Source organism: Paraburkholderia sp. JPY465 (assembly GCF_050436725.1).
Lineage (GTDB): Bacteria > Pseudomonadota > Gammaproteobacteria > Burkholderiales > Burkholderiaceae > Paraburkholderia > Paraburkholderia youngii.
This window is the reverse complement of the sequence record NZ_JBNDMT010000007.1, coordinates 365,793-384,012: the sequence shown is the minus strand read 5'-3', so window position 1 is coordinate 384,012 and position 18,220 is coordinate 365,793. Positions and strand designations below refer to the sequence as shown.

General features: G+C 58.3%; 10 protein-coding genes and 8 pseudogenes. 12 read left to right on the top strand and 6 right to left on the bottom strand.

The window, feature by feature from the left end; translation table 11 throughout:
- Positions 1 to 51: 51 nt before the first annotated feature.
- Together QFZ94_RS42450 and QFZ94_RS42445 are read left to right on the top strand one after the other, a co-directional pair.
- Positions 52 to 340: pseudogene (locus QFZ94_RS42450) on the top strand (IS5/IS1182 family transposase); the annotation flags it as partial.
- A 662-nt stretch (positions 341 to 1,002) separates the two neighbouring features.
- On the top strand, positions 1,003 to 1,590 hold the full coding sequence (locus QFZ94_RS42445) for a hypothetical protein (protein ID WP_429464001.1): 588 nt from the start codon (positions 1,003 to 1,005) through the stop codon (positions 1,588 to 1,590).
- Between the two features lie 986 nt (positions 1,591 to 2,576).
- Here QFZ94_RS42445 and istB read toward each other — a convergent pair.
- From istB to QFZ94_RS42430, 3 genes and pseudogenes are all read right to left on the bottom strand, one after another.
- Positions 2,577 to 3,344, bottom strand: a complete 768-nt coding sequence (gene istB, locus QFZ94_RS42440; RefSeq protein ID WP_429455436.1) for an IS21-like element helper ATPase IstB — start codon at positions 3,342 to 3,344, stop codon at positions 2,577 to 2,579.
- A 2-nt stretch (positions 3,345 to 3,346) separates the two neighbouring features.
- Positions 3,347 to 4,924 (bottom strand): IS21 family transposase, encoded by a 1,578-nt coding sequence (gene istA, locus QFZ94_RS42435; RefSeq protein WP_429455387.1) that lies wholly within the window; start codon positions 4,922 to 4,924, stop codon positions 3,347 to 3,349.
- Positions 4,925 to 5,710: 786 nt separating this feature from the next.
- Positions 5,711 to 5,920: pseudogene (locus QFZ94_RS42430) on the bottom strand (IS6 family transposase); the annotation flags it as partial.
- Positions 5,921 to 6,083: 163 nt separating this feature from the next.
- Between QFZ94_RS42430 and QFZ94_RS42425 the strand changes: the two are divergent.
- Positions 6,084 to 7,041, top strand: a pseudogene (locus QFZ94_RS42425) (transposase); the annotation flags it as partial.
- 1,270 nt (positions 7,042 to 8,311) lie between these two features.
- Here QFZ94_RS42425 and QFZ94_RS42420 read toward each other — a convergent pair.
- Positions 8,312 to 8,710 (bottom strand): annotated as a pseudogene (locus tag QFZ94_RS42420) (DUF2165 family protein).
- A 343-nt stretch (positions 8,711 to 9,053) separates the two neighbouring features.
- Between QFZ94_RS42420 and QFZ94_RS42415 the strand changes: the two are divergent.
- The 5 genes and pseudogenes from QFZ94_RS42415 to QFZ94_RS42395 form a co-directional block, all read left to right on the top strand.
- Positions 9,054 to 9,464, top strand: a pseudogene (locus QFZ94_RS42415) (helix-turn-helix domain-containing protein); the annotation flags it as partial.
- Between the two features lie 24 nt (positions 9,465 to 9,488).
- A complete protein-coding gene (gene tnpA / locus QFZ94_RS42410) occupies positions 9,489 to 9,947 on the top strand; it encodes an IS66-like element accessory protein TnpA (RefSeq protein ID WP_429459834.1) in 459 nt (152 codons plus the stop codon).
- A complete protein-coding gene (tnpB, locus tag QFZ94_RS42405) occupies positions 9,944 to 10,288 on the top strand; it encodes an IS66 family insertion sequence element accessory protein TnpB (RefSeq protein ID WP_429463999.1) in 345 nt (114 codons plus the stop codon). The genes tnpA and tnpB overlap by 4 nt, the downstream gene beginning before the upstream one ends.
- A gap of 30 nt (positions 10,289 to 10,318) precedes the next feature.
- Positions 10,319 to 11,887: an IS66 family transposase gene (tnpC, locus tag QFZ94_RS42400; protein WP_429461527.1), complete on the top strand. Its 1,569-nt coding sequence runs from the start codon at positions 10,319 to 10,321 to the stop codon at positions 11,885 to 11,887.
- A gap of 66 nt (positions 11,888 to 11,953) precedes the next feature.
- A pseudogene (locus QFZ94_RS42395) lies at positions 11,954 to 12,721 on the top strand (IS30 family transposase); the annotation flags it as partial.
- 129 nt (positions 12,722 to 12,850) lie between these two features.
- Here the strand turns inward: QFZ94_RS42395 and QFZ94_RS42390 are convergent.
- Together QFZ94_RS42390 and QFZ94_RS42385 are read right to left on the bottom strand one after the other, a co-directional pair.
- The gene (locus tag QFZ94_RS42390) at positions 12,851 to 13,363 is read right to left on the bottom strand and encodes a hypothetical protein (RefSeq protein ID WP_368587464.1); all 513 of its coding nucleotides are present in this window, start codon (positions 13,361 to 13,363) and stop codon (positions 12,851 to 12,853) included.
- 598 nt (positions 13,364 to 13,961) lie between these two features.
- Positions 13,962 to 14,234 (bottom strand): hypothetical protein, encoded by a 273-nt coding sequence (locus tag QFZ94_RS42385; RefSeq protein WP_429463997.1) that lies wholly within the window; start codon positions 14,232 to 14,234, stop codon positions 13,962 to 13,964.
- A gap of 1,112 nt (positions 14,235 to 15,346) precedes the next feature.
- Between QFZ94_RS42385 and QFZ94_RS42380 the strand changes: the two genes are divergently transcribed.
- From QFZ94_RS42380 to QFZ94_RS42365, 4 genes and pseudogenes are all read left to right on the top strand, one after another.
- A complete protein-coding gene (locus QFZ94_RS42380; protein WP_429463995.1) occupies positions 15,347 to 15,664 on the top strand; it encodes an SDR family oxidoreductase in 318 nt (105 codons plus the stop codon).
- A gap of 67 nt (positions 15,665 to 15,731) precedes the next feature.
- Positions 15,732 to 16,696: pseudogene (locus QFZ94_RS42375) on the top strand (IS3 family transposase); the annotation flags it as partial.
- Between the two features lie 213 nt (positions 16,697 to 16,909).
- Positions 16,910 to 17,959, top strand: coding sequence for an IS110 family transposase (locus tag QFZ94_RS42370; RefSeq protein WP_368587999.1), 1,050 nt, complete (start codon positions 16,910 to 16,912; stop codon positions 17,957 to 17,959).
- Between the two features lie 12 nt (positions 17,960 to 17,971).
- Positions 17,972 to 18,187 (top strand): annotated as a pseudogene (locus QFZ94_RS42365) (IS3 family transposase); the annotation flags it as partial.
- Positions 18,188 to 18,220 lie beyond the last annotated feature (33 nt).

The following is an 18,220-nucleotide window of genomic DNA, read 5'->3' as shown; positions in this document are numbered from 1 at the left end:
ACGCGCGCAGAATGCAAACGATTCCTCATTCGCTGTGCTAAATCTAGCGCTTACGGTGTAGAGGTATTGATCACGGCGACGCGTCGGAGGACGCGGGTAATTAGGACCCGCTCGATGCCGGGCAATGCGCACGACGGTCATCTCATGGAAGAAGCGCTGGACTACGCGGCGATTCTCAGTGACGTCCAACCTGAAATCGTGATCGTCGACCGTGGTTGCCGGGGGCGCCGAACCGGACAGCGTTAGGGTCTACCACCCCGGTCTGCGCCGTGGCATCACGCGAACGTTGCGCGTCATGATCCGGCGGCGTAGCGCGATTGAGCCGACCATCGGGCATATGTAGACGGATGGCGCGGTAGAACGCACTTCCAAACGATTAAAATATTAAACAATCGTTATGGCATTAAAAAAACGTTTTATATCAGTGTGACTGGTAATTAGTGATATCGTGGCATTTATTTTGCACAGTATCAGAATCCGAGGTTTAGACCTTGTGCGCGGCAACGAATTTGCGCAGTTATAGGCATCCCCGTCTGGCGCTCGATGGCCTTCGTTGCCGACGTGGATGATGGCTAGTTGACGAGTGTTTTACTTACAAAGGAAGGCATGAATTTCTTTCGCGAAAACGTTCTCGGCGCTGTGTTGCTGCTATGCGTTCTTTGTGCAGGATCGGCTCATGGCGATTTATCACTGTCCGGGACTCCGCCGGACCCGATGCGGTATTGACCAGCATAATATCCTATACAGGAACTGTCACGCTTGAAAAGGCCAATGACTTGGTTTCTGCGTTGGAACAACGCCAATCACGGGCAATGCGGGCCACTGAAAATCAGTGGCACAAGATTGTCGCGCTGATCTGATGAAGTTACCTGCCGGCGGGACGTCATAGACCCGCGAGGCAGTTCTGGGCGGCAATGGGCGTACTTGCATGGATTCGACCACGGCTGAGCCGTGCGAGGGCGTGCGCGTCGCGTTCTATCGGGCAACACCTACGGAGGCAGCATGACCTGCATTGTGGCGCTGACAGATGGCAAGAAGGTTTACATGGGTGCGGATTCGGCAGGAGCGGGGGGGGGGGCCATCACCGTGCGCGCCGACCCCAAGATTTATCGGGTGGGACCGTTCCTGATCGGCTTCACCACATCCTTCAGGATGGGGCAGCTTCTGGGCCATAGTCTGACCGTCGCGCCGCGCCCTGAGGGCACCGATGTGTTCGCCTTCATGTGCACGACGTTCATTGAGGCGGTACGCGCTTGCTTTACCCGCGGCGGATTCGCGCGCAAGGACGGTGAACGCGAATCGGCTGGCACTTTTCTGGTTGGGTACATGGGGCGCATCTTCCAGATTCGCGGCGATTATCAGGTTGCTGAACGCGCCGTGAACTTCGATGCCTGTGGTAGCGGCGAACAGGCGGCGCTGGGCTCACTGCATACCACCGTCGGTGTGCCGATGCGGCCGGACGTCAGACTCGAACGCGCTTTGGCTGCGGCGGCCGAATTTTCAACGGGAGTCCGTGGCCCGTTCCGGATAGAAGTGCTGGACGGCCAGACCGCTCAACGATCGGTCGAAGAAGAGGTAAGCGACGTTTGATCTACCTGCCGCTCACTTACGACGAATGGGTGATGGTTGAGCCGCTCTTCGGTTCGCAGACGCTTGGCCTTGGCCGTCCGCGCGTCGCCAGTCTGCGGGCTGAAAGCCATCGTGCATGTGCTGACCAAGGAATGCCGCTTGGGGCATCTGCTGCAGAACCTCGGCTTCCCGTCACACATTACCGCCCGGCACAACTCCAAGCGCTGGCAGCAGAAGGGCACGATGAACGTCGTGCTTGCGGCTCCCGGGGTCGCTCGGTCGCGTACTGAGGCAGAGCCATGCCCAGAAGGCGGTCGGCGTACACGTCGCGCGCGGCGGGAATGAAGATCTTAGTCACGGTGCGGTACGAAAACCCCTTCGCCGAACAGCAGGCAGGTTCTCCGGAGGATCAAGATGGTGCAACTGAAAGTGGCTAAAGGCGAGAAAGTCTTCGATTATTTGGGAGGGCGTAGCATTCGGTCACTGATGTTCTATGTGAACGGAAAGGAATACGACAGATTGGTCGTGACGTCTATTTAAGGCTGAAGGAAACGGTCAAGAAATGGCTGCCTCAATACGATGTCGTTGGGCCTGAAATCATCGAGGGTCAGTCAGGAGCGAAGAAGTGGTGCGCCTTCAACGACGATGCAGCGCTCAAGGCGTCGTCAGTAGCGAAGTTACAGAACGAAATGACGCAGAACTAGAGGGAGCAGGCCAACGCGAATCCTTGCTGGTGATCAGAAATTCGAGGCAGTCTACAGTATTGACGGCCGATTCTTCCGGCGCTTCATCGGACTGGCGCGGACGCGCCCGCGCGCGTGGCGTTCGTGGCTCCTGTCGGTGTGCATGTTGCGTTTTCGATCGTGGACACTGCACTCGGTGCCAAGCTGTCGTTTCTCACCACAGAAATGAGGGTTGCACTGCTGTTGCGCCACGCGGTGCCCCGATGGGCAGTTCAAACTCCTCCACTTGTGGGCGGCTAAATTCCCCCAGGCAGGACGAGCGGATTATGCGTCGGATTCCTCAGTGACGGCAAGCCTGGCAGCAGCTTCCCGGAGTCGATAGCTCTTGCCTTCAAACTCGAGGAGTTTGGAGCGATGCAGCAGACGATCAAGGATCGTCGAGGCCATGGTGCTGTCGCGAAGGTAGCGCCCCCAGTCCTGGACGACACGGTTGGACGTGACGAGGATGCTGCGACGTTGCTTGTAGCGTTGATGGACCAGTGTCTGCAGCAATTCGGCCGCGGCATCGGGAATGCGTTTGGCGAGGAACAGATCGTCAAGCACGAGGAGTTCGGGCTCGACCAGGGCCTTGAGCAGCCGGTCCTGATCGGCACGTGTTTCCACGGCATAGCCGGCGAACACGGTGTCGGACTCGACGTATCGCACCTTCATTCCCTGCAGGGTGGCGTTGTAGGCGATAGCCTTGGCGATATGACTTTTGCCGGTGCCGGGTTTGCCGATCAGCAGCGCGTTGTCGCTGTCGGCGACGAACTTCAGCGTGTGTAGCTCGAAGCAGGCCTGCCGGGGGACTTTCGTGTTGAAGGACCAGTCGAAGTCGCTCAGGGTTTTGCGCTCGTCCAGGCCGGACTGCTGGAAGCGTCGTTCGAGAAGCCGGGACTGTCGTCGATCGAGCTCGTCCTGCAGAATCATGGAGAAGGTTTCAAGGAATGGCTGCTGGCTGGCCTGGGCTTGCAGCACCCGGGTTTCCAGTGTCGCGCTGATGCCGGACAGGCGCAGTTCGCGCAGGGCGCGGTCGATTTCGGCAAGGCTCATGCTCAAGAGAGATCTCCGTTGGGTGATGGCATGGCGGCGCTATGCTTGGCGCCGAGGGTGAACAGGTCGGCGTAGTCGTCGCCGTCCCGGATGAGGTGATGTTCCTGAGTCAAGGGCAGTTCGCCCTGGACGGGCGCGTCCAGTTCGGCCAGCGCCTGCTCCAGCAGACGCTCGGTCAGCGCCTTGACCTGTTTGTAGCTGGGCATGCCTTCTCTCATTGCGATCTCGCAGGCCGATTCGATCAGGCGGCGGGGATAGCGCCGGACCAGGCCGACGATGCCCCAGAGCTTGCGCTGACCGACTCGCCCTTCGGTGTCGAACAGATGCTGGCACAGGCGTTCGGCCGATGGCCCGATCGTCCTGGCCTGCGCGAGGATGCGGCGCGTTTCCCGGGAGGGATTGAACGGTCGCTCGTCGTGCGGCAGGATCACTGTTCCCGGCCTGTCGGCCAGAATGTGGGTGCGCAGCAATGTCTGTGTCTGGAGGTTGCGGATTTCCAGGTGACGGGCAAATTTACGCACCAGCACCTTGCTGCCAATGGGAGCCGGTTGGGCAGCGTAACTGCTGTGGTCGACCCGTACGCACGTGTCGTCGCAGACCGTGTAGACCTTGTCGGTGAAGTATTCGAAGTTGCGCGCCGGCAAGGCACGCAGATGGGGGCGCTCTTCCTCGAACATCGCCTGAACCTGGCGACGGGTACTGCCGTGGATCCTTCTGGCCGCCCAGTTCGATTCCCATTGATCAAGGAAGGCGTTTTGCTCCTCGATCGACTCGAACCGGCGCCCCTTCAGGGCCGTGCCTTGGGTATGCTGGATAGCGTTCTCGACGGTGCCCTTGCGATTCGGATCTCGTACGCGGGCTGGGTCCGCCACCACGCCGTAGTGAGCGAGCATGGCTGCATACACCGGATTGAGCTCCGGCTCGTACAGGTCCGGTTTGATCACGCCTTCCTTCAGATTGTCGAGGACGACGTATTGCGTTACACCACCCAGCTGGCGCCAGGCCTGCTCGTGCAACTCGGCCCAGACCTGTTTGCTGGACTTCCACACAACGCGGCGGAAGCTGCGTCGCGAGTACCGAAGCGTCATGACGAACAACCGCGGCTTGCGGTAACGGTTTGTGCCCGGCACCCTGGTCAGGGCCCCCTCGCCATAATCAACCTGGGCTTCTTCGCCAGGCTGGAAATCCAGCCGGTCAAACTGGGCCGGTTCATGCTGGCGCAATGTCCGCACCAACCGCTTGACGCTGTCGTATCCGGCAGCAAAGCCAAACCGGTCCACCAGATCCTGGTAGATGGCCATGGCGTTGCGCCGCAGCCGCAACTGGGCCTCTATGAACTCCCGGTGTGACTCGCAGGCCGATATCTGGTTGCTCTTTGCCGGTGGGCAGGGTGGAGGAATTTGCAGCCCGGAGCCGGTGGGCACCGTGGGGGAATTTGCCTGCGCCGCCGCGAATTGCTCCTGGTACTTGCGGATCGTCTTACGGTCGACTCCCGTAATCCGGGCAATCTCCCGCTGACGTTTGCCCGCGGCGATGAGCGTGGCGATGGTTGTTTGCAGATGCGGCTTCAAGACATTCACTCCAACAACCCCTCTTTTTCTTCATTCGAGGGGTGTAAGGTAACGTCCTGCCAGACCGCGCCAGCGTCATGCTCCGCGTGTCTCTAGGTGGGGGATTTTAGGTGCCCACAGGTGGGGGAATTTGCCCGCCCATCGGGGCGCGGTGCATTACTGCCACCTGTTCGCCCTTTTTACGTTGGTGAGTCTTGTGATCAATGGTGGCGTGGTTATCTGTTCTCCAGCTTATAGTCAGTCGGTTGACCTTGCACCGGCACGCGTGACTGACACGCGACCTGGTGCGGGGTTATCTGCGTGGCCGTGCGCATTTTCCCGTCGAGCAGGACCTCTGTGAGTGTCGGGCATCGACCGTCGCTGCTCGCGTATCACACCCTAGGGCTGAAACTGCAACGGGATAGGAATGTGCGTGAAAAGGTGGAGCGACTAGGACGTAGTCGTTTTGAGCGCTGCAGTTGGCCGAGATCCGTTATCGTGAATCAACCAGCGATATGCGGTGGACTAGGCAAAATCTGACACTTGTTGGGTTTTCATGCTGGCGCGCATCGGCGCGGAGGACGTAGCGGGTAGCGGCGATGCACGTCGCGAACACCGAGGAGTGCGAGACTGAGGAGCAAAAGGTAATCCGTGCCAAGGTCGGCACGCTCGGGTTGGCCCATCAACTTGGCAATGTCAGTCAGGCCTGTCGGGTAATGGGTCACTTGCGGTCGAGGCTGCCGTTGCCGAATAGCGGGGAGGGAAAGCGCTTGTTCAGAAAACGGACGGAACTTGTGTGATCTCTGTGAAACGCCGCTACGCGGCGAAACGCTCCCCGAGCTGTTTGCGGTAGGGTGAGGCGCATAGCAGATGTCGCTTGAGCGTGAAGTGCTGTGAGATCGAACCGAAGCTCGATGAGAAAGTCTGCGTGCGCTCAGGATCGCGGAAGCCGCGCATGCGTCGCTCGCGTTCACCTGTCGCCGACTGAGGACTGCTTGCGGCCCGATTACTGACCTGAGCGCGGGCTGCGCCGGAACGCGCGACTTGCTTCAAACCTTCGAAGATAAAAGGTTCATCGAAGGAAGCCGAGGAGCTTTAGGGAGCGATTGCGTAGCCTGAGACCTGAGTTTAAGGAACTCAGGAGGCGGGTTGGTTCGATCGCATTGCACTGCAGGCACTGGCGTGCTGGATGGGTTATCGTTGGGGTGCGTGGAATGGCCGCAATGTGAAGGCCAGACGCTATCGCTGTAACTGAAGCCGGTGAAGCAAGGCTATGTACCGCGAGCAGTGCGGAGCGCGGTGCCGGCAGATCCATGAGACGACGGTTCGGTGCGTCCGCGATCTCCCGCCGTTCGAGTACCGGGTGGTGCTGCATGTGCTGCGCCACCGGGTTTGGTGGGCATGGTCCACGTCTGCCAGCCCAGATCGTAGAAGGCAGCCACCGCCTGTACGCCGGGCGCCTGCACCAACTTCTCGCAGGCCTTGGCACACCACGGTCAAGTTGATCGACAAGATGCGCCCGCGCGCTCGTGTGACCGAGCCGGACTGGTCGATGATCCTCTATCTGTCGACGGACGAGTTTCCGCTTCATAAGGGTCATCGCTACGCGGTGGTGGTGGTCGATCCGATCGGCCGACAGGTGCTCTTGATCGGTCCCGGACGTTCCCGCGAGATCGCGCGGGCCTTTTTCGAGCGGCTTCCTGAAGGCGTAGCCGGGCACATCCAGGCAGTTGCCATCGATCTGGCGATGGCCTATGAACTTGAGATCACCGCCCACTGCCCACAGGCGGAAATCGTCTGCGACCTGTTCCACGTCGTCGCCAAATACGGGCGGGAAGTCATCGATCGCGTGCGCGTCGATCAGGCCAACCAGCTTCGCCATGACCGGTTAGCCTGCAAGGTCCTGGAGTCCAGCCAATGGCTGCTGCTGCGTAACCGCCGCACCCTGAACCTGAGCAGTCGGTGCACCTCAAGGAGTTACTGGCCGCTGACCAGCCGCTGTTATGCATTTACGTGCTGCGCGACGAACTGACACGGCTGCGGTTCTACCGCAAACCCGCTTCGGCAAAGGAGTGGGAGAGTGGTTCGAGCAAGCCCAGCAAAGCGGGATTACCGCTCTGAAATTTGGTCGTCCGATGCTGGACGGGACATGCTCATCACGGTTCGTCAATGCAAACGCTCGAACTAAGTCGCTGACAAGAATCGCCACGGCATCAAACGACTCAGGAAACCGATTTTCGATTTTCGAGGTTCTCCAGTGCGCGCGCATTAAGCTGCCATCGACGTCGGCACTAATACAAAAAAAGGAAGGGCGGATACTGGTATGATTAAAATCGACCAAATAGCAATCCGTCAGGATCTTCGTGTTTCCGCGCCATTGCGGCAACACTCCGAGCAGGCGCCGACCGGTGGTGCGGCTAAAACAGGTAGATGCCACTGCAATTGCAGACGACTTCAATTCGCACTTCCACCAGCAGAGGGTCGTCTGCTCACAGCAATATACGATGATTCCAATGTCCTCGGTCCAGTCGCATAGCAGCGTCTTAACCACGCGAAGTCGATCACGCCCGAGACCGTTAACGGGCACCGCCTCACACACAAGGTGGATGCGGTAACTATGGCCATGCAGATTCTGGCGGTCGCCTTCATGCCAGTAGATCCGGTGCCCGCATGAGATGTCGTGATAACGCTCGCCTGTACGAAGTCGAAAATCTATTGCCGTTATGCGATGGTCAGGAATTCGTCGCATCCGGCTTTGCGATCCCGTGGTAAGCCCCGCGTGACACCGCTCGTCATGGTGGTTGCTGGTGAGGCATGCCACGCGTCGTCGTGCGAATGCGTCGCGCGGACCGCCACGCCGCAATCCCCGCAGTTTTATTAGTGTCTTGATCGGCCCCGTCATGGCCGCTGGCGAAGCTGGCAGGGGCTAGCATGGTCACTGTTCGTGACCCATATGCAGTACCGTCGCATCGTAGTGCGAGCGGGTGTTCCAATTGCAACAGTCGCACATCTGCGGGCAATAGTACTTGAGGTAGCTCATGATCGTGAAAAAAGTCGACAAGCTCGTGGGGTAGAAGTCTGCACAGTGAATGCGGACCGTCGCCGCGGGAAGCAACGGAAGGCGACTGAGGAAGTGAACCGTTTCGATTCCCCTTAGGAGAATCTGGATGTGTGATTCGCTCAGTGCAAGAACAAGCTAGAGCGTCAGGGGTGCTGGTACGCCAAGGAGAAACTTATCGTCCCGTTCACGGCCCGATGCTAGGGGCGGTGCTCCGGAAGCAAACCGTATACGGTGCGCGCCATCACATGCTTGGGTTACGTATCATTGCCAGCCCCACTGCCGTCGTCCCGCCGCCTGTTCGCTGCGCGTACTGGGCTAGAACGGTGGTCAACAGCGGCTGCATTTAGGCCTGGCTCCTAGGATGTTCGGTGCGGTGTAGCCGGTCGACCGTTCTCGTCGTCTGCCATCACCAAGTAGATGAGTACGAGGAGGAATGTCACGAAAAAGTAAAAAGCAGTTTGGAGACCGTACCATTGCTTTGACATCCACATACCAAACCATTCGCCACCGATCATCATGAAAATCACTTGCCACGTCAGAAAACCCAGCGTAATTCCCGAAATGGCCCACCCTCGGGCCGATAGGAACGTTGCATCGCCATCATGGCGTGCACGCATCAAATTTAGCCCGCCCAATCAGCACAGGGCAGCCGTCAGTATCTGCATCGCAATAATGGTCATTTAGCCTGCATGATGGACCTGCGTCCGGCGGATTGACCGATAGAGGATTCCGTTTTCCGGAAAAGTCTTATCCATTAAAAACACATGATGTACGGAGGCGAAGTTGTGGCGTAATCGGTAATGTTGTCGATGGCCACGACCGAGGTAAGCAGGTCCATTGCGAGTACCATTGCGGCTTTGGAAAGGCGGACTGAGTCAGACAGACTTTCCTATTATTCTGATTGCACTGCCTCGCGTTAAGGGCGGTTCGGGCAACCCAAAAAATTGCTCACGTCAGTCTTCTCATTACAGCGCTCACAAAGATGGCGGGGCGACAGAAGGCGGGCGCACGGATTCATTCTCCGGCCCCAAGGGTTCGGCGGATTCAACCGGTCGATGCAACACAATGAACGCTGCATGAGCGGCGGGAGTGTTGCAAATGAAACAGCGACACCGGATTTACTACAGCGAGAAGCAGAAAGCGCTGATGTGGGAGCGCTGGCGAAAGGGTGAGTCTCTCGAGCATATCGCCCAGCTCTTCGATCGCCACCACTCGTCCGTGCAGCGGATCATCGGCGAAGCCGGTGGAATCCCGCCGGCAAAGCGACATCGTTCGCGGCTGGCGCTAACATTAGCCGAGCGGGAAGAGATATCGAGCGCGCTTGTTGCTGGCGATTCGATCCAGTCAATCGCCAGTCGGCTTGCGCGGGCTCCCTCTACCATCTGCCGCGAGATCAAACGCAACAGTGGGCAGGATGGCTATCGGGCAAGTCACGCCGATCAGCTTGCCTGGGATCGGGCGCAGCGGCCCAAAGTCTGTAAGCTGGTCGAACACCGGATGTTGGTAAGCGGCTCGTGCCGGCCGTTATAGACGGTGGCTGAGGGCGACATCAAAGTGATGCCCATCATTTCCAATCTGATGGGCACCACTTTGACACAGTCTGCGGAGAAGAAGCCTGGTTCCCGGACGGGACGCCCGAACTACCCACGGGAGCTGCGTGAGCGACTGGCAGCAGCAGCTTGCGAGCCTGGCGTATCAGTCGCGAAGCTGGCCCGGGAGAATGGCATCAACGCGAACATGCTGTTCACCTGGCGGCGGCGATATCTGGCCGATCAGCAAGCTCGATCTGCCGGGCTCATTCCGGTCGTATTGCTCAGCGACACGCCGACGGAGGTCATTGCGTCAGCTCCGGTAGAGCCGCAAGCGCAAGGCGCGAAGTCCGCGTCACCTGTCGGCACGATCGAGATCCGGATCGGTCGTGCGGTGGTTAAAGTGGATGGCCTGGTTGACGCGGATATGCTGCGGATCGTGCTGGGTAGTCTGCGCTCATGATCTCCCTACTGGCAGGCACGCGCATATGGATCGCTGCGGGCGTTACTGATATGCGCTGCGGGTTTCAGGGGTTGGCCGCAAAGGTACAAACAGCTCTTGAGGAGAACCCGCTGGGCGGCAACGTCTACATCTTCCGGGGCCGTCGCGGCGATCTGGTAAAGATTCTCTGGGCAACGGAGGACGGAATCTGGCTGCTCGCGAAGCGGCTTGAACGAGGCCGTTTTATATGGCCCAAGGCCGACGGTGGCAAGGTCCATCTGAGTTCTGCACAACTGTCGATGCTGCTTGAGGGCATCGACTGGCGACAGCCCCGCCGCACCGCCGCATTATCGATGTTGTAAACGGCGAGGCAGACTCGTAAACTACGGCGCATGTCGAACGGCGCCGATCTCCCTGACGATATCGAACTGCTGAAGGCCTTGCTGGTCGAGGCCCGTAGTCTGCTTGCCGAACGCGATGTCGAGATTGAGCAGCTCAAGGCGCAGATCGACAAGCTCAGACGCATGCAGTTCGGTCGCAAGTCCGAGCAGCTGCAGCGGCAAATCGAGACGCTCGAGACTCAACTTGAGGATCTGGCCGCCGGGCGCGGCGTTGTGGATGTGCAGCGTGCGCAGGCCCTCGGTGCAAATGCGTCCACCTCGAACACAACGGCGGACGAAGCGGCTTCCAGGCAAGCGCTTCCCGCGCATCTGCCGCGCGAGGATCATGTGCTCGAGCCTGAATCAAGCTGCCCTGATTGCGGTCAACCAATGCAGGCGCTCGGCGAGGACTCATCCGAACAACTCGCCCGGGTTGCAGCGGCGTTCAAGGTCATTCGCACGATCCGGCGCAAACTGGTTTGCCCGTGCTGCAGCACTATCACGCAGCTGCCGATGCCTGGGCTGCCGATCGAGCGGAGCATCGCCCATCCGAGCTTGCTGGCAGACATCCTCGTCTCGAAGTATGCAGACCACCAGCCGTTGTACCGGCAATCGACGATCGCGGCGCGCAATGGCGTGACGCTTGACCGGGCCAGTATGGGGCGCTGGGTTGGCCAGTGTGAGGCGCTGTGCGCTCCGCTAACAGAGGCGCTGCGCCGCTATACCGTGGCCGCTACCAAGCTGCACGCGGATGACACGCCGATCCCGGTGCTCTCACCGGGCAACAGGAAGACCCGTACCGGCCGGCTATGGGTCTACGTGCGCGACGATCGTCGCTCGGGTTCGGCGCAACCGGCTTCGGTCTGGTTCGCGTACTCGCCGAACCGGCAAGGCATCCATCCTCAAACCCATCTCGCCAGCTTCAAAGGGATTCTGCAAGCGGACGCGTACGCAGGCTTCGACGAATTGTTCCGCGATGGCTCGATACGCGAGGCGGCATGCCATGCCCACGCGAGGAGAAAGTTCTACGACATCCACGTGCGCACGCCGTCGGACACAACACAAAAGGCACTCGAATATATTGGCGGGCTCTACGAAATCGAGGCCTCCATTCGCGGCAGGCCAGCCGCCGAGCGGTTGCGAATACGGCAGGAGAAAGCCAGACCACTGCTTCAAATCTACGAAGCGTGGCTTAGGGCAAAGCTTGAAACGCTGTCGTCGAAGTCCGATACGGCCAAGGCGATCAACTACACGCTGAACCGGTGGAGTGCACTGACGTTGTATTGCGAAGACGGTACGCTCGAGATCGACAACAACATCGCGGAGAACGCGCTGCGTTGTGTAAGCCTGGGTCGGAAAAATTTTTTATTCGCCGGTTCAGACAGCGGCGGCGAACGGGCAGCCGCGATGTACGCATTGATTGGCACTTGCAGACTGAATAACATCGATCCGCGTGCCTACCTCGACTACGTGCTAACCCATATCGCCGGTCACAAAATCAATCGCATCGACGAACTCCTGCCTTGGCGTGTGGCCGACAAGCTGCACACACCAAGCAGTCCGCCAGATCCCTCTACCTGACTGGCAGTTCCAGTCACCATCTTGCCTTACGCGCACGCGAATGGACGAACGGCCCAGCTGAGCCGCTTACGGATGTTGGCACGCATCGTGGCAGACAAACTTCAACTGGAGTGGTCGCCCGAGCAGATCGCGGGATGGCTCAGGCGCGCGTACCCGGACAACGAGGATTACCACGTGTCACACGAGACCATCTACCGCAGTCTCTTCATCCAGGCCCGTGGTGTCTTGAAGAAGGAATTGCTCGAACATTTGCGGCGTACCCGGGTCATGCGGCGTTCCCGCCATTACACGCAGAAGACGGGCGACCACGGCAGGATCCGCGACACGGTGTCGATCAGCGAACGTCCAGCCACGATCGAGGACCGCGCAGTGCCGGGACATTGGGAGGGTGATCTGCTTTGCGGCAGCGGGAGCAGCCAGATTGCGACGCTCGTCGAGCGCCAGACACGCTATGTGATGCTGGTGAAGATTGCCAGCAAGGACAGCGAGGTGGTTGCCGATGCGCTCATCAAACATGCCTGCAAATTGCCCCAGGAACTCTACAAATCGCTAACCTGGGATCGCGGCACTGAGATGGCCAGCCACAAACGCTTTACTGTTGCCACGGACATTGCCGTCTACTTCTGCGACCCACAACATCCCTGGCAGCGTGGGTCGAACGAGAACACGAATGGACTGTTGAGGCAATACTTCCCGAAAGATACCGACCTGTCGGTGTATTCACAGACTAGGCTCAATGCTGTGGCGAGACGGCTCAATGAACGTCCGAGGAAGACACTGAATTACGAAACGCCAGCCGAGCGGTTTAACCAAACTATTGCATCGACCGGTTGAATCCGCCTTCTCATTTCTGGCATTCGCAGTTGTGAGGCGAATAATAGTCCCAGCCCCCAAAACGACATTCAGTCAGTAATTCGATAAGTTCGTGGAGAGTTGGCGGACGGACGTGCTTTCATGCTCCCGCTAAAGCCTCTTTAGTTCGTCGACTAGCTCATCGACTGTGCGTCGATAAGTTGATGGTGACTTTTCTTTCATGCGTTTGATCGCCTCTACAATTTGCTGGACGGTTGAGGGACTATTATTTTTGAGCTCTTGAATTCCGTCTCTCATGGAGACGAAGCTCTCATAGTCATCGCGACTGGCAGGGGAAAGAGCGCTTCTTTTATGAGGATCAGTGGAATAGAATTCATCGGCCATGGGTGTCAAGACAGCAAGTATTTCTCCGAGCTGATGGCCGTATGAGTATCGCTTTATAATAGCGCGTTCCTTTGCAGGATCTCTCGCGCCCGTAATGTTCAGATTGAATAGTCCGATTTGACCTACCGCCTCGCCCCATGCAGATATCCACTGTGAAACGTCACCGGAAAATGGCAATTGGTTCTGGGTCAAAAGTCTGCGGCCCCATTCGGTCCAATCGGACGCGATCTCGGCTGGCGAGATTGGACGCGGTGGTTCTATTTTCAGTTCCTTGTTCATTTCCGACTCCTTTCGCGACTTCCATGAAATAGTGCCAATGTATGCAATCAGCTCAATCGCGATCAAAAGATGTGTCTGTAGCTTGATGTGACATCGATGGCGTATGCTTTCGGTCCCGGTTTTCTTCGACGATTTCGATCTTCACCGTGTGGCATCGTTCAACTCTACAAAGCTATTTAACTGCCGGCTACCAAAGGCGTCAAGTACAAGTGTTCAATCTCGAAGGCGCGTGAGCTTGGATGCCGTCCACGGATGTCTAACCGTCATTACCGCTCAACTGAGCACTGCGCATAGTCGCCCGGAGATGTGGGCCCCAAGTGCAGTGTTGTCCATTGGAGATATGCTTGCGCTAAGACAAATCAGCTCGCGCAACCTTCGATACGAGTCCATGCCCGTGATGTTTTGGACTGAATTTATCAGCACTGGCTACAAAATATCATGTCCTTATAAAGGCGATACCCGGAACCAGTCACCGAAATTGAGCAGCTACTGAGACTTGCATGCGCGCGGTCAGCCAAGGACTCTGTCGAAAGAACGGGTGAGTTTGTGCCGATGGTGAACGCGCTCCGTGACTTCGCGGTCGCCGTTGCGACGGCAACTATGTCACGGGGTGTGTAGCATGTCGATGCAAACGTCCAATCGATGATACGCGGTGGGCCAGGATTCGGGAAGTTTTCGCCAGAATGATTGTGGGCCCGTCGATATGAAAAGAAATCAAGTCAGTCGCCGGGTTGAGCAGCGGCACCTTTCGCTGGAATTCGAGCCGAGGCAGTGGATCTGAAGCGAAGGTGCTTTGGGCACCGCGGCTTCGACCGAGTTCCCCCTTGCGCTCTAACTCCTTGAGTTTGAGCGACATCAACGGCATCGTCATGTTGGCCGCTGTAGGCTGGGCTGTGTCCACAAAAAAGTAGTTTTTTACAAGCTATGTTTCGACCGTGCAAAAAGAATTCCCATGCCCTGTCGCGAGGCGTTTTTTGAGTGTGACGCGATGATGTGCGGGGTTCGTCTGACGCCAGGGAAGGGCGAAGTGCTGTTGGATCGGATCGGTCGATTCGGTCCTTTTGGTAGAGATTTGGTTCCTAAATGGATTTCTTGCAAAAACAGGCAAGTGGGCGTTATAGAAACATTTTTAGATATTACCGATGGGTTCGGCAATGACTCGCTCTTAAGAAGAATGCCGCTAGGTCTCCATGTTCTCTACGCGGTGCCAGAGCTGATTGGACGCCCTTTCCCCGGACGGTATGATACCTGCGTTAACTTTGGTGGTCCGAACCTCAGCTCCGACGATAGTTACTGGAAAAAACAATCCTCTTAGGATAGGGATATCTGCGGTAGTTTTACGCTGCTTCAATGTATTTTCACCATCGGTTTTCCGTCCATCGCAGGGCGGCAATGGCCATTTTGTTGCATCTAAGACGGGCGGATGTCGGGAGCGCGACAAAGCGACGGCGGAAATCGTTGGGGACGGGGACTGGGCGTCTCTTTCTCATGGCGTGCAAATTGCCCGAATGTGGCGCGGCACCTCGCCATAAGGAAGTCTGCTATGCTCACAAAACGCGACCGGCCCTCGGACGCTTGACGCCAGTGTTTGTCGAAGCGATCCCGCAGATCGGCTAACGGAGGCGGCTGTTGTCCAAGCCGCGCATTGCCCGCCAATCGCAATATTGCTTTGTTACTCACTGCTCTTCTCCGTTTTCGCAACAACAATTAACCATGTCGCGTGACCGCGGTGACGTATCGTGGAAACTGGTCAATTGCTGCACTGCAGGAACTTTCGAATGTTGCTGAGCATATCCGCAGCACATTTGATTGAAGACAACGAGCGGCTAGGAAGTCGGCGAGATACTCGCAAGCATGAAGTGCGTTTGGCACGCCTGCTTGCGAGTTGGTACACCTCACCCATGCAGGGCGGCAGTCGCTCAACTGCACGCCGCAACGATCTATCCAATTGGACATGCACAGATGGGCTAAGTTACTCGTTATATGCTGCTGACCGGCGCCAGCCGCGGTATCGGTCATGCCACAGTTAAGCTTTTTCAGGAGAACAACTGGGAGGTGTTCACTGTCTCCCGGCGGCCGTTCTCGGACAGTTGCAAGTGGCCTGCTGCGCGCCAAGCGCACATACAGGCAGACCTCGCGGACCTAGATAGTATCGACCGAATCGCTTTGGAAGTCAGGCGACGGCTACCTAATGGACAGTTACACGCGCTCGTCGACAATCTTGGCGTCTCTCCTAAAGGCGAGGACAGATCGCGCCTCGGAGTTCTCAAGAGCGATCTTCGGACTTGGATGACTGTGTGAGCTTCTCCTGAAATTTCGCCTTCCAGCAGGTCGGATATAAACTCGACCGAAAGGAAGGAAAGAAGAAATGTTTAAGGTACCGCACCAGGTGTACACGGCGGAGTTCAAGGAAGCTGCAGTGCAACGAGTCAAGGACGGGCAAGGCGTGAGCGCCGTGGCCGGCGAATTGGGTATGTCGATACAGACGCTGCGCAACTGGCTCAAAGCGTCGGAAGCCGGCAAGCTGAACGGCCCGGGGGCGAAGGTCGTCACGGCGGAACAGATGGAGCTTTCGCGTCTGCGGGCGGAGAACAAGCGCTTGCAGATGGAGCTGGAAATCGCAAAAAAAGCGGCGGCGTTCTTCGCGAAGGACCTCCTGTGAAGTTCGCCTGGATTGACACGCAATGCCGGCACTATCCGCTGTCGGCGCTGTGCGAGGTCCTTGGAGTAAGCGTCAATGGCTATCGCGCGTGGAAGCGCGGCGGCACGCCTGAGCGACAGCGGCTGACCGATGTCCAGTTGCTCACGTTGATTCGAACGATTCATGCCAAAGTCAGAGGCGCCTACGGTTCGCCGCGCATGACCGACGAGGTGCGCTCTCGCGGCTTTCCGGCCAGCAAAGCACGTGTGGAGCGGCTGATGAGCGCCAACGGTATCCGAGCCCGCCACAAGCGCCGTTATCGGGTGACAACCGATTCTCGACACAAGCTGCCGGTTGCGGCAAACGTGTTGAACCGACAGTTCACGCGGGCCGAGCCCAATCAGGTGTTCACCTCGGACATCACGTACATCTGGACCGACGAAGGCTGGCTGTATCTGGCGGTCACGCTGGACCTGTTCAACCGGGAGGTCGTAGGTTGGTCCGTCAAGCCGCGCATGACGGCGGACCTCGTGACCGACGCATTGACGATGGCGTGGTTCCGCCGCCGGCCCGCGCCCGGCGTCCTGCATCATTCGGATAGAGGCAGTCAATACGCCAGCCACGACTTCCAGCGCAAGCTGGCCTCGTACGGGATGCGCTGCTCGATGAGTCGCAAAGGCAATTGCTGGGACACTCAGTCCAAAATACGCCTCGAACGTCGGACCGATCTGACCCGTGCTGGGATTGGCCGAGCTGCCTTGGCGTTGACCTGTCGATCGGGCTCCGTCGTTCCCCGAGCGTTGCCGGGCCCAGCGTTTGTGACCTGATAGGAGCTTTGTCCTGCACCGTGAGTGTCCTGTCCAGCGAATGGGGTTGGCGATGCGCCCACTTCGACGGAAACACGCATGGAACAACACGAAGTCATTCTTGGCGTCGACACGCATCTCGATACGCATGTCGGTGCAGTAATCAGCGAAACGGGGAAGCTCCTCGGAACCCTGTCGGTGACTGCCGAAACGGCGGGATATCTCAAGCTGCTGACCTGGGCAAATTCTCTTGGTCATCTGCGCCGCGCTGGCGTTGAAGGAACCGGCACCTATGGCGCAGGCCTTGCCCGTGTGTTGCGCGATCACGAGATCGAAGTGCTGGAGGTCAATCGTCCTGATCGGGCTGCGCGTCGATCGCGCGGAAAGTCCGATCCGACCGATGCGGAAAACGCTGCGCGAGCGGTCCTCGCCGAAAAAGCAACGGCGATTCCCAAAGAGCAATCTGGAGCGGCCGAAGCGATGCGAACTGTTTCCGTTGCTCGTCGTAGCGCCGTCAAGGCCAAGACGCAGGCGATCAATCAGTTGCGGGCCTTGCTGGTGAGCGCGCCGCAGGACATCCGCGAGCGTCTTCTGAAGACAAAGACTGCCGAATGCGTTGCTAGCTGCGCACGGCTGCGCTCGTTGGGTGATACGCCTATGTTGCAGACTCTGGCAACCACGTTGCGCTTGCTGGCAAAGCGCTACCTCGCGCTCGCGGAAGAGCTCAAGACGCTCGACGCGATGCTCGAACGCCTGACCCTCAAGCATGCCAGACGGCTTCGAGAACGATTCGGCGTTGGGCCTCAAACGGCGGCTGTGCTTGTTGCCGTTGCAGGCGACAATCCGGAACGCTTGAAAAGCGATGCTGCACTCGCCGCGCTTTGTGGCACGAGCCCATTGCAAGCATCCTCTGGCAAAACGGTCCGGCATCGCCTGAACCGCGGAGGCGACCGTGCTGCAAACAACGCCCTGTGGACCATCGCCATGGTGCGCATGCGCAGTGATCCGAGAACCCGGGCGTACGTCGAGCGACGAACCAAGGAAGGCATGTCGAACAAGGAAATTCACCGCTGCCTGAAGCGCTATATCGTCAGGGAGTTGTACCCGCTCATTCTGGCCGACTTGGCCGATTCGGCCCGCGCTTCTTGACATAGGAGCGTCAACGCGCCGACGGAAAGCTTCTTCAACAGCTTGAAGAACGAGCGGGTACACGGCACGCGGTATCGCACGCATCGCGACGCCGTTGCGGACTTGTTCGAATACATCGAAGTGTTTTATAACCGCAGTCGTCGTCATTCATCGCTCGGCTTCACGTCGCCAACTCAGTTCATGCAAGACTGGCTTGCGGCTCAGCGGACAAAGGATACGGCTGCATAACCCCGGACCCCTGGAAGGCGAAAAACCGAGGGA

Bases quoted from the DNA above. Each gene is read 5' to 3' on its own strand.
- QFZ94_RS42370 (WP_368587999.1), top strand. From the start codon at position 16,910: ATGGAACAACACGAAGTCATTCTTGGCGTCGACACGCATCTCGATACG.
- tnpC (WP_429461527.1), top strand. From the start codon at position 10,319: ATGTCGAACGGCGCCGATCTCCCTGACGATATCGAACTGCTGAAGGCC.
- QFZ94_RS42445 (WP_429464001.1), top strand. From the start codon at position 1,003: ATGACCTGCATTGTGGCGCTGACAGATGGCAAGAAGGTTTACATGGGT.
- tnpB (WP_429463999.1), top strand. From the start codon at position 9,944: ATGATCTCCCTACTGGCAGGCACGCGCATATGGATCGCTGCGGGCGTT.
- QFZ94_RS42385 (WP_429463997.1), bottom strand. From the start codon at position 14,234: ATGACGATGCCGTTGATGTCGCTCAAACTCAAGGAGTTAGAGCGCAAG.
- QFZ94_RS42380 (WP_429463995.1), top strand. From the start codon at position 15,347: ATGCTGCTGACCGGCGCCAGCCGCGGTATCGGTCATGCCACAGTTAAG.
- QFZ94_RS42390 (WP_368587464.1), bottom strand. From the start codon at position 13,363: ATGAACAAGGAACTGAAAATAGAACCACCGCGTCCAATCTCGCCAGCC.
- istB (WP_429455436.1), bottom strand. From the start codon at position 3,344: ATGAGCCTTGCCGAAATCGACCGCGCCCTGCGCGAACTGCGCCTGTCC.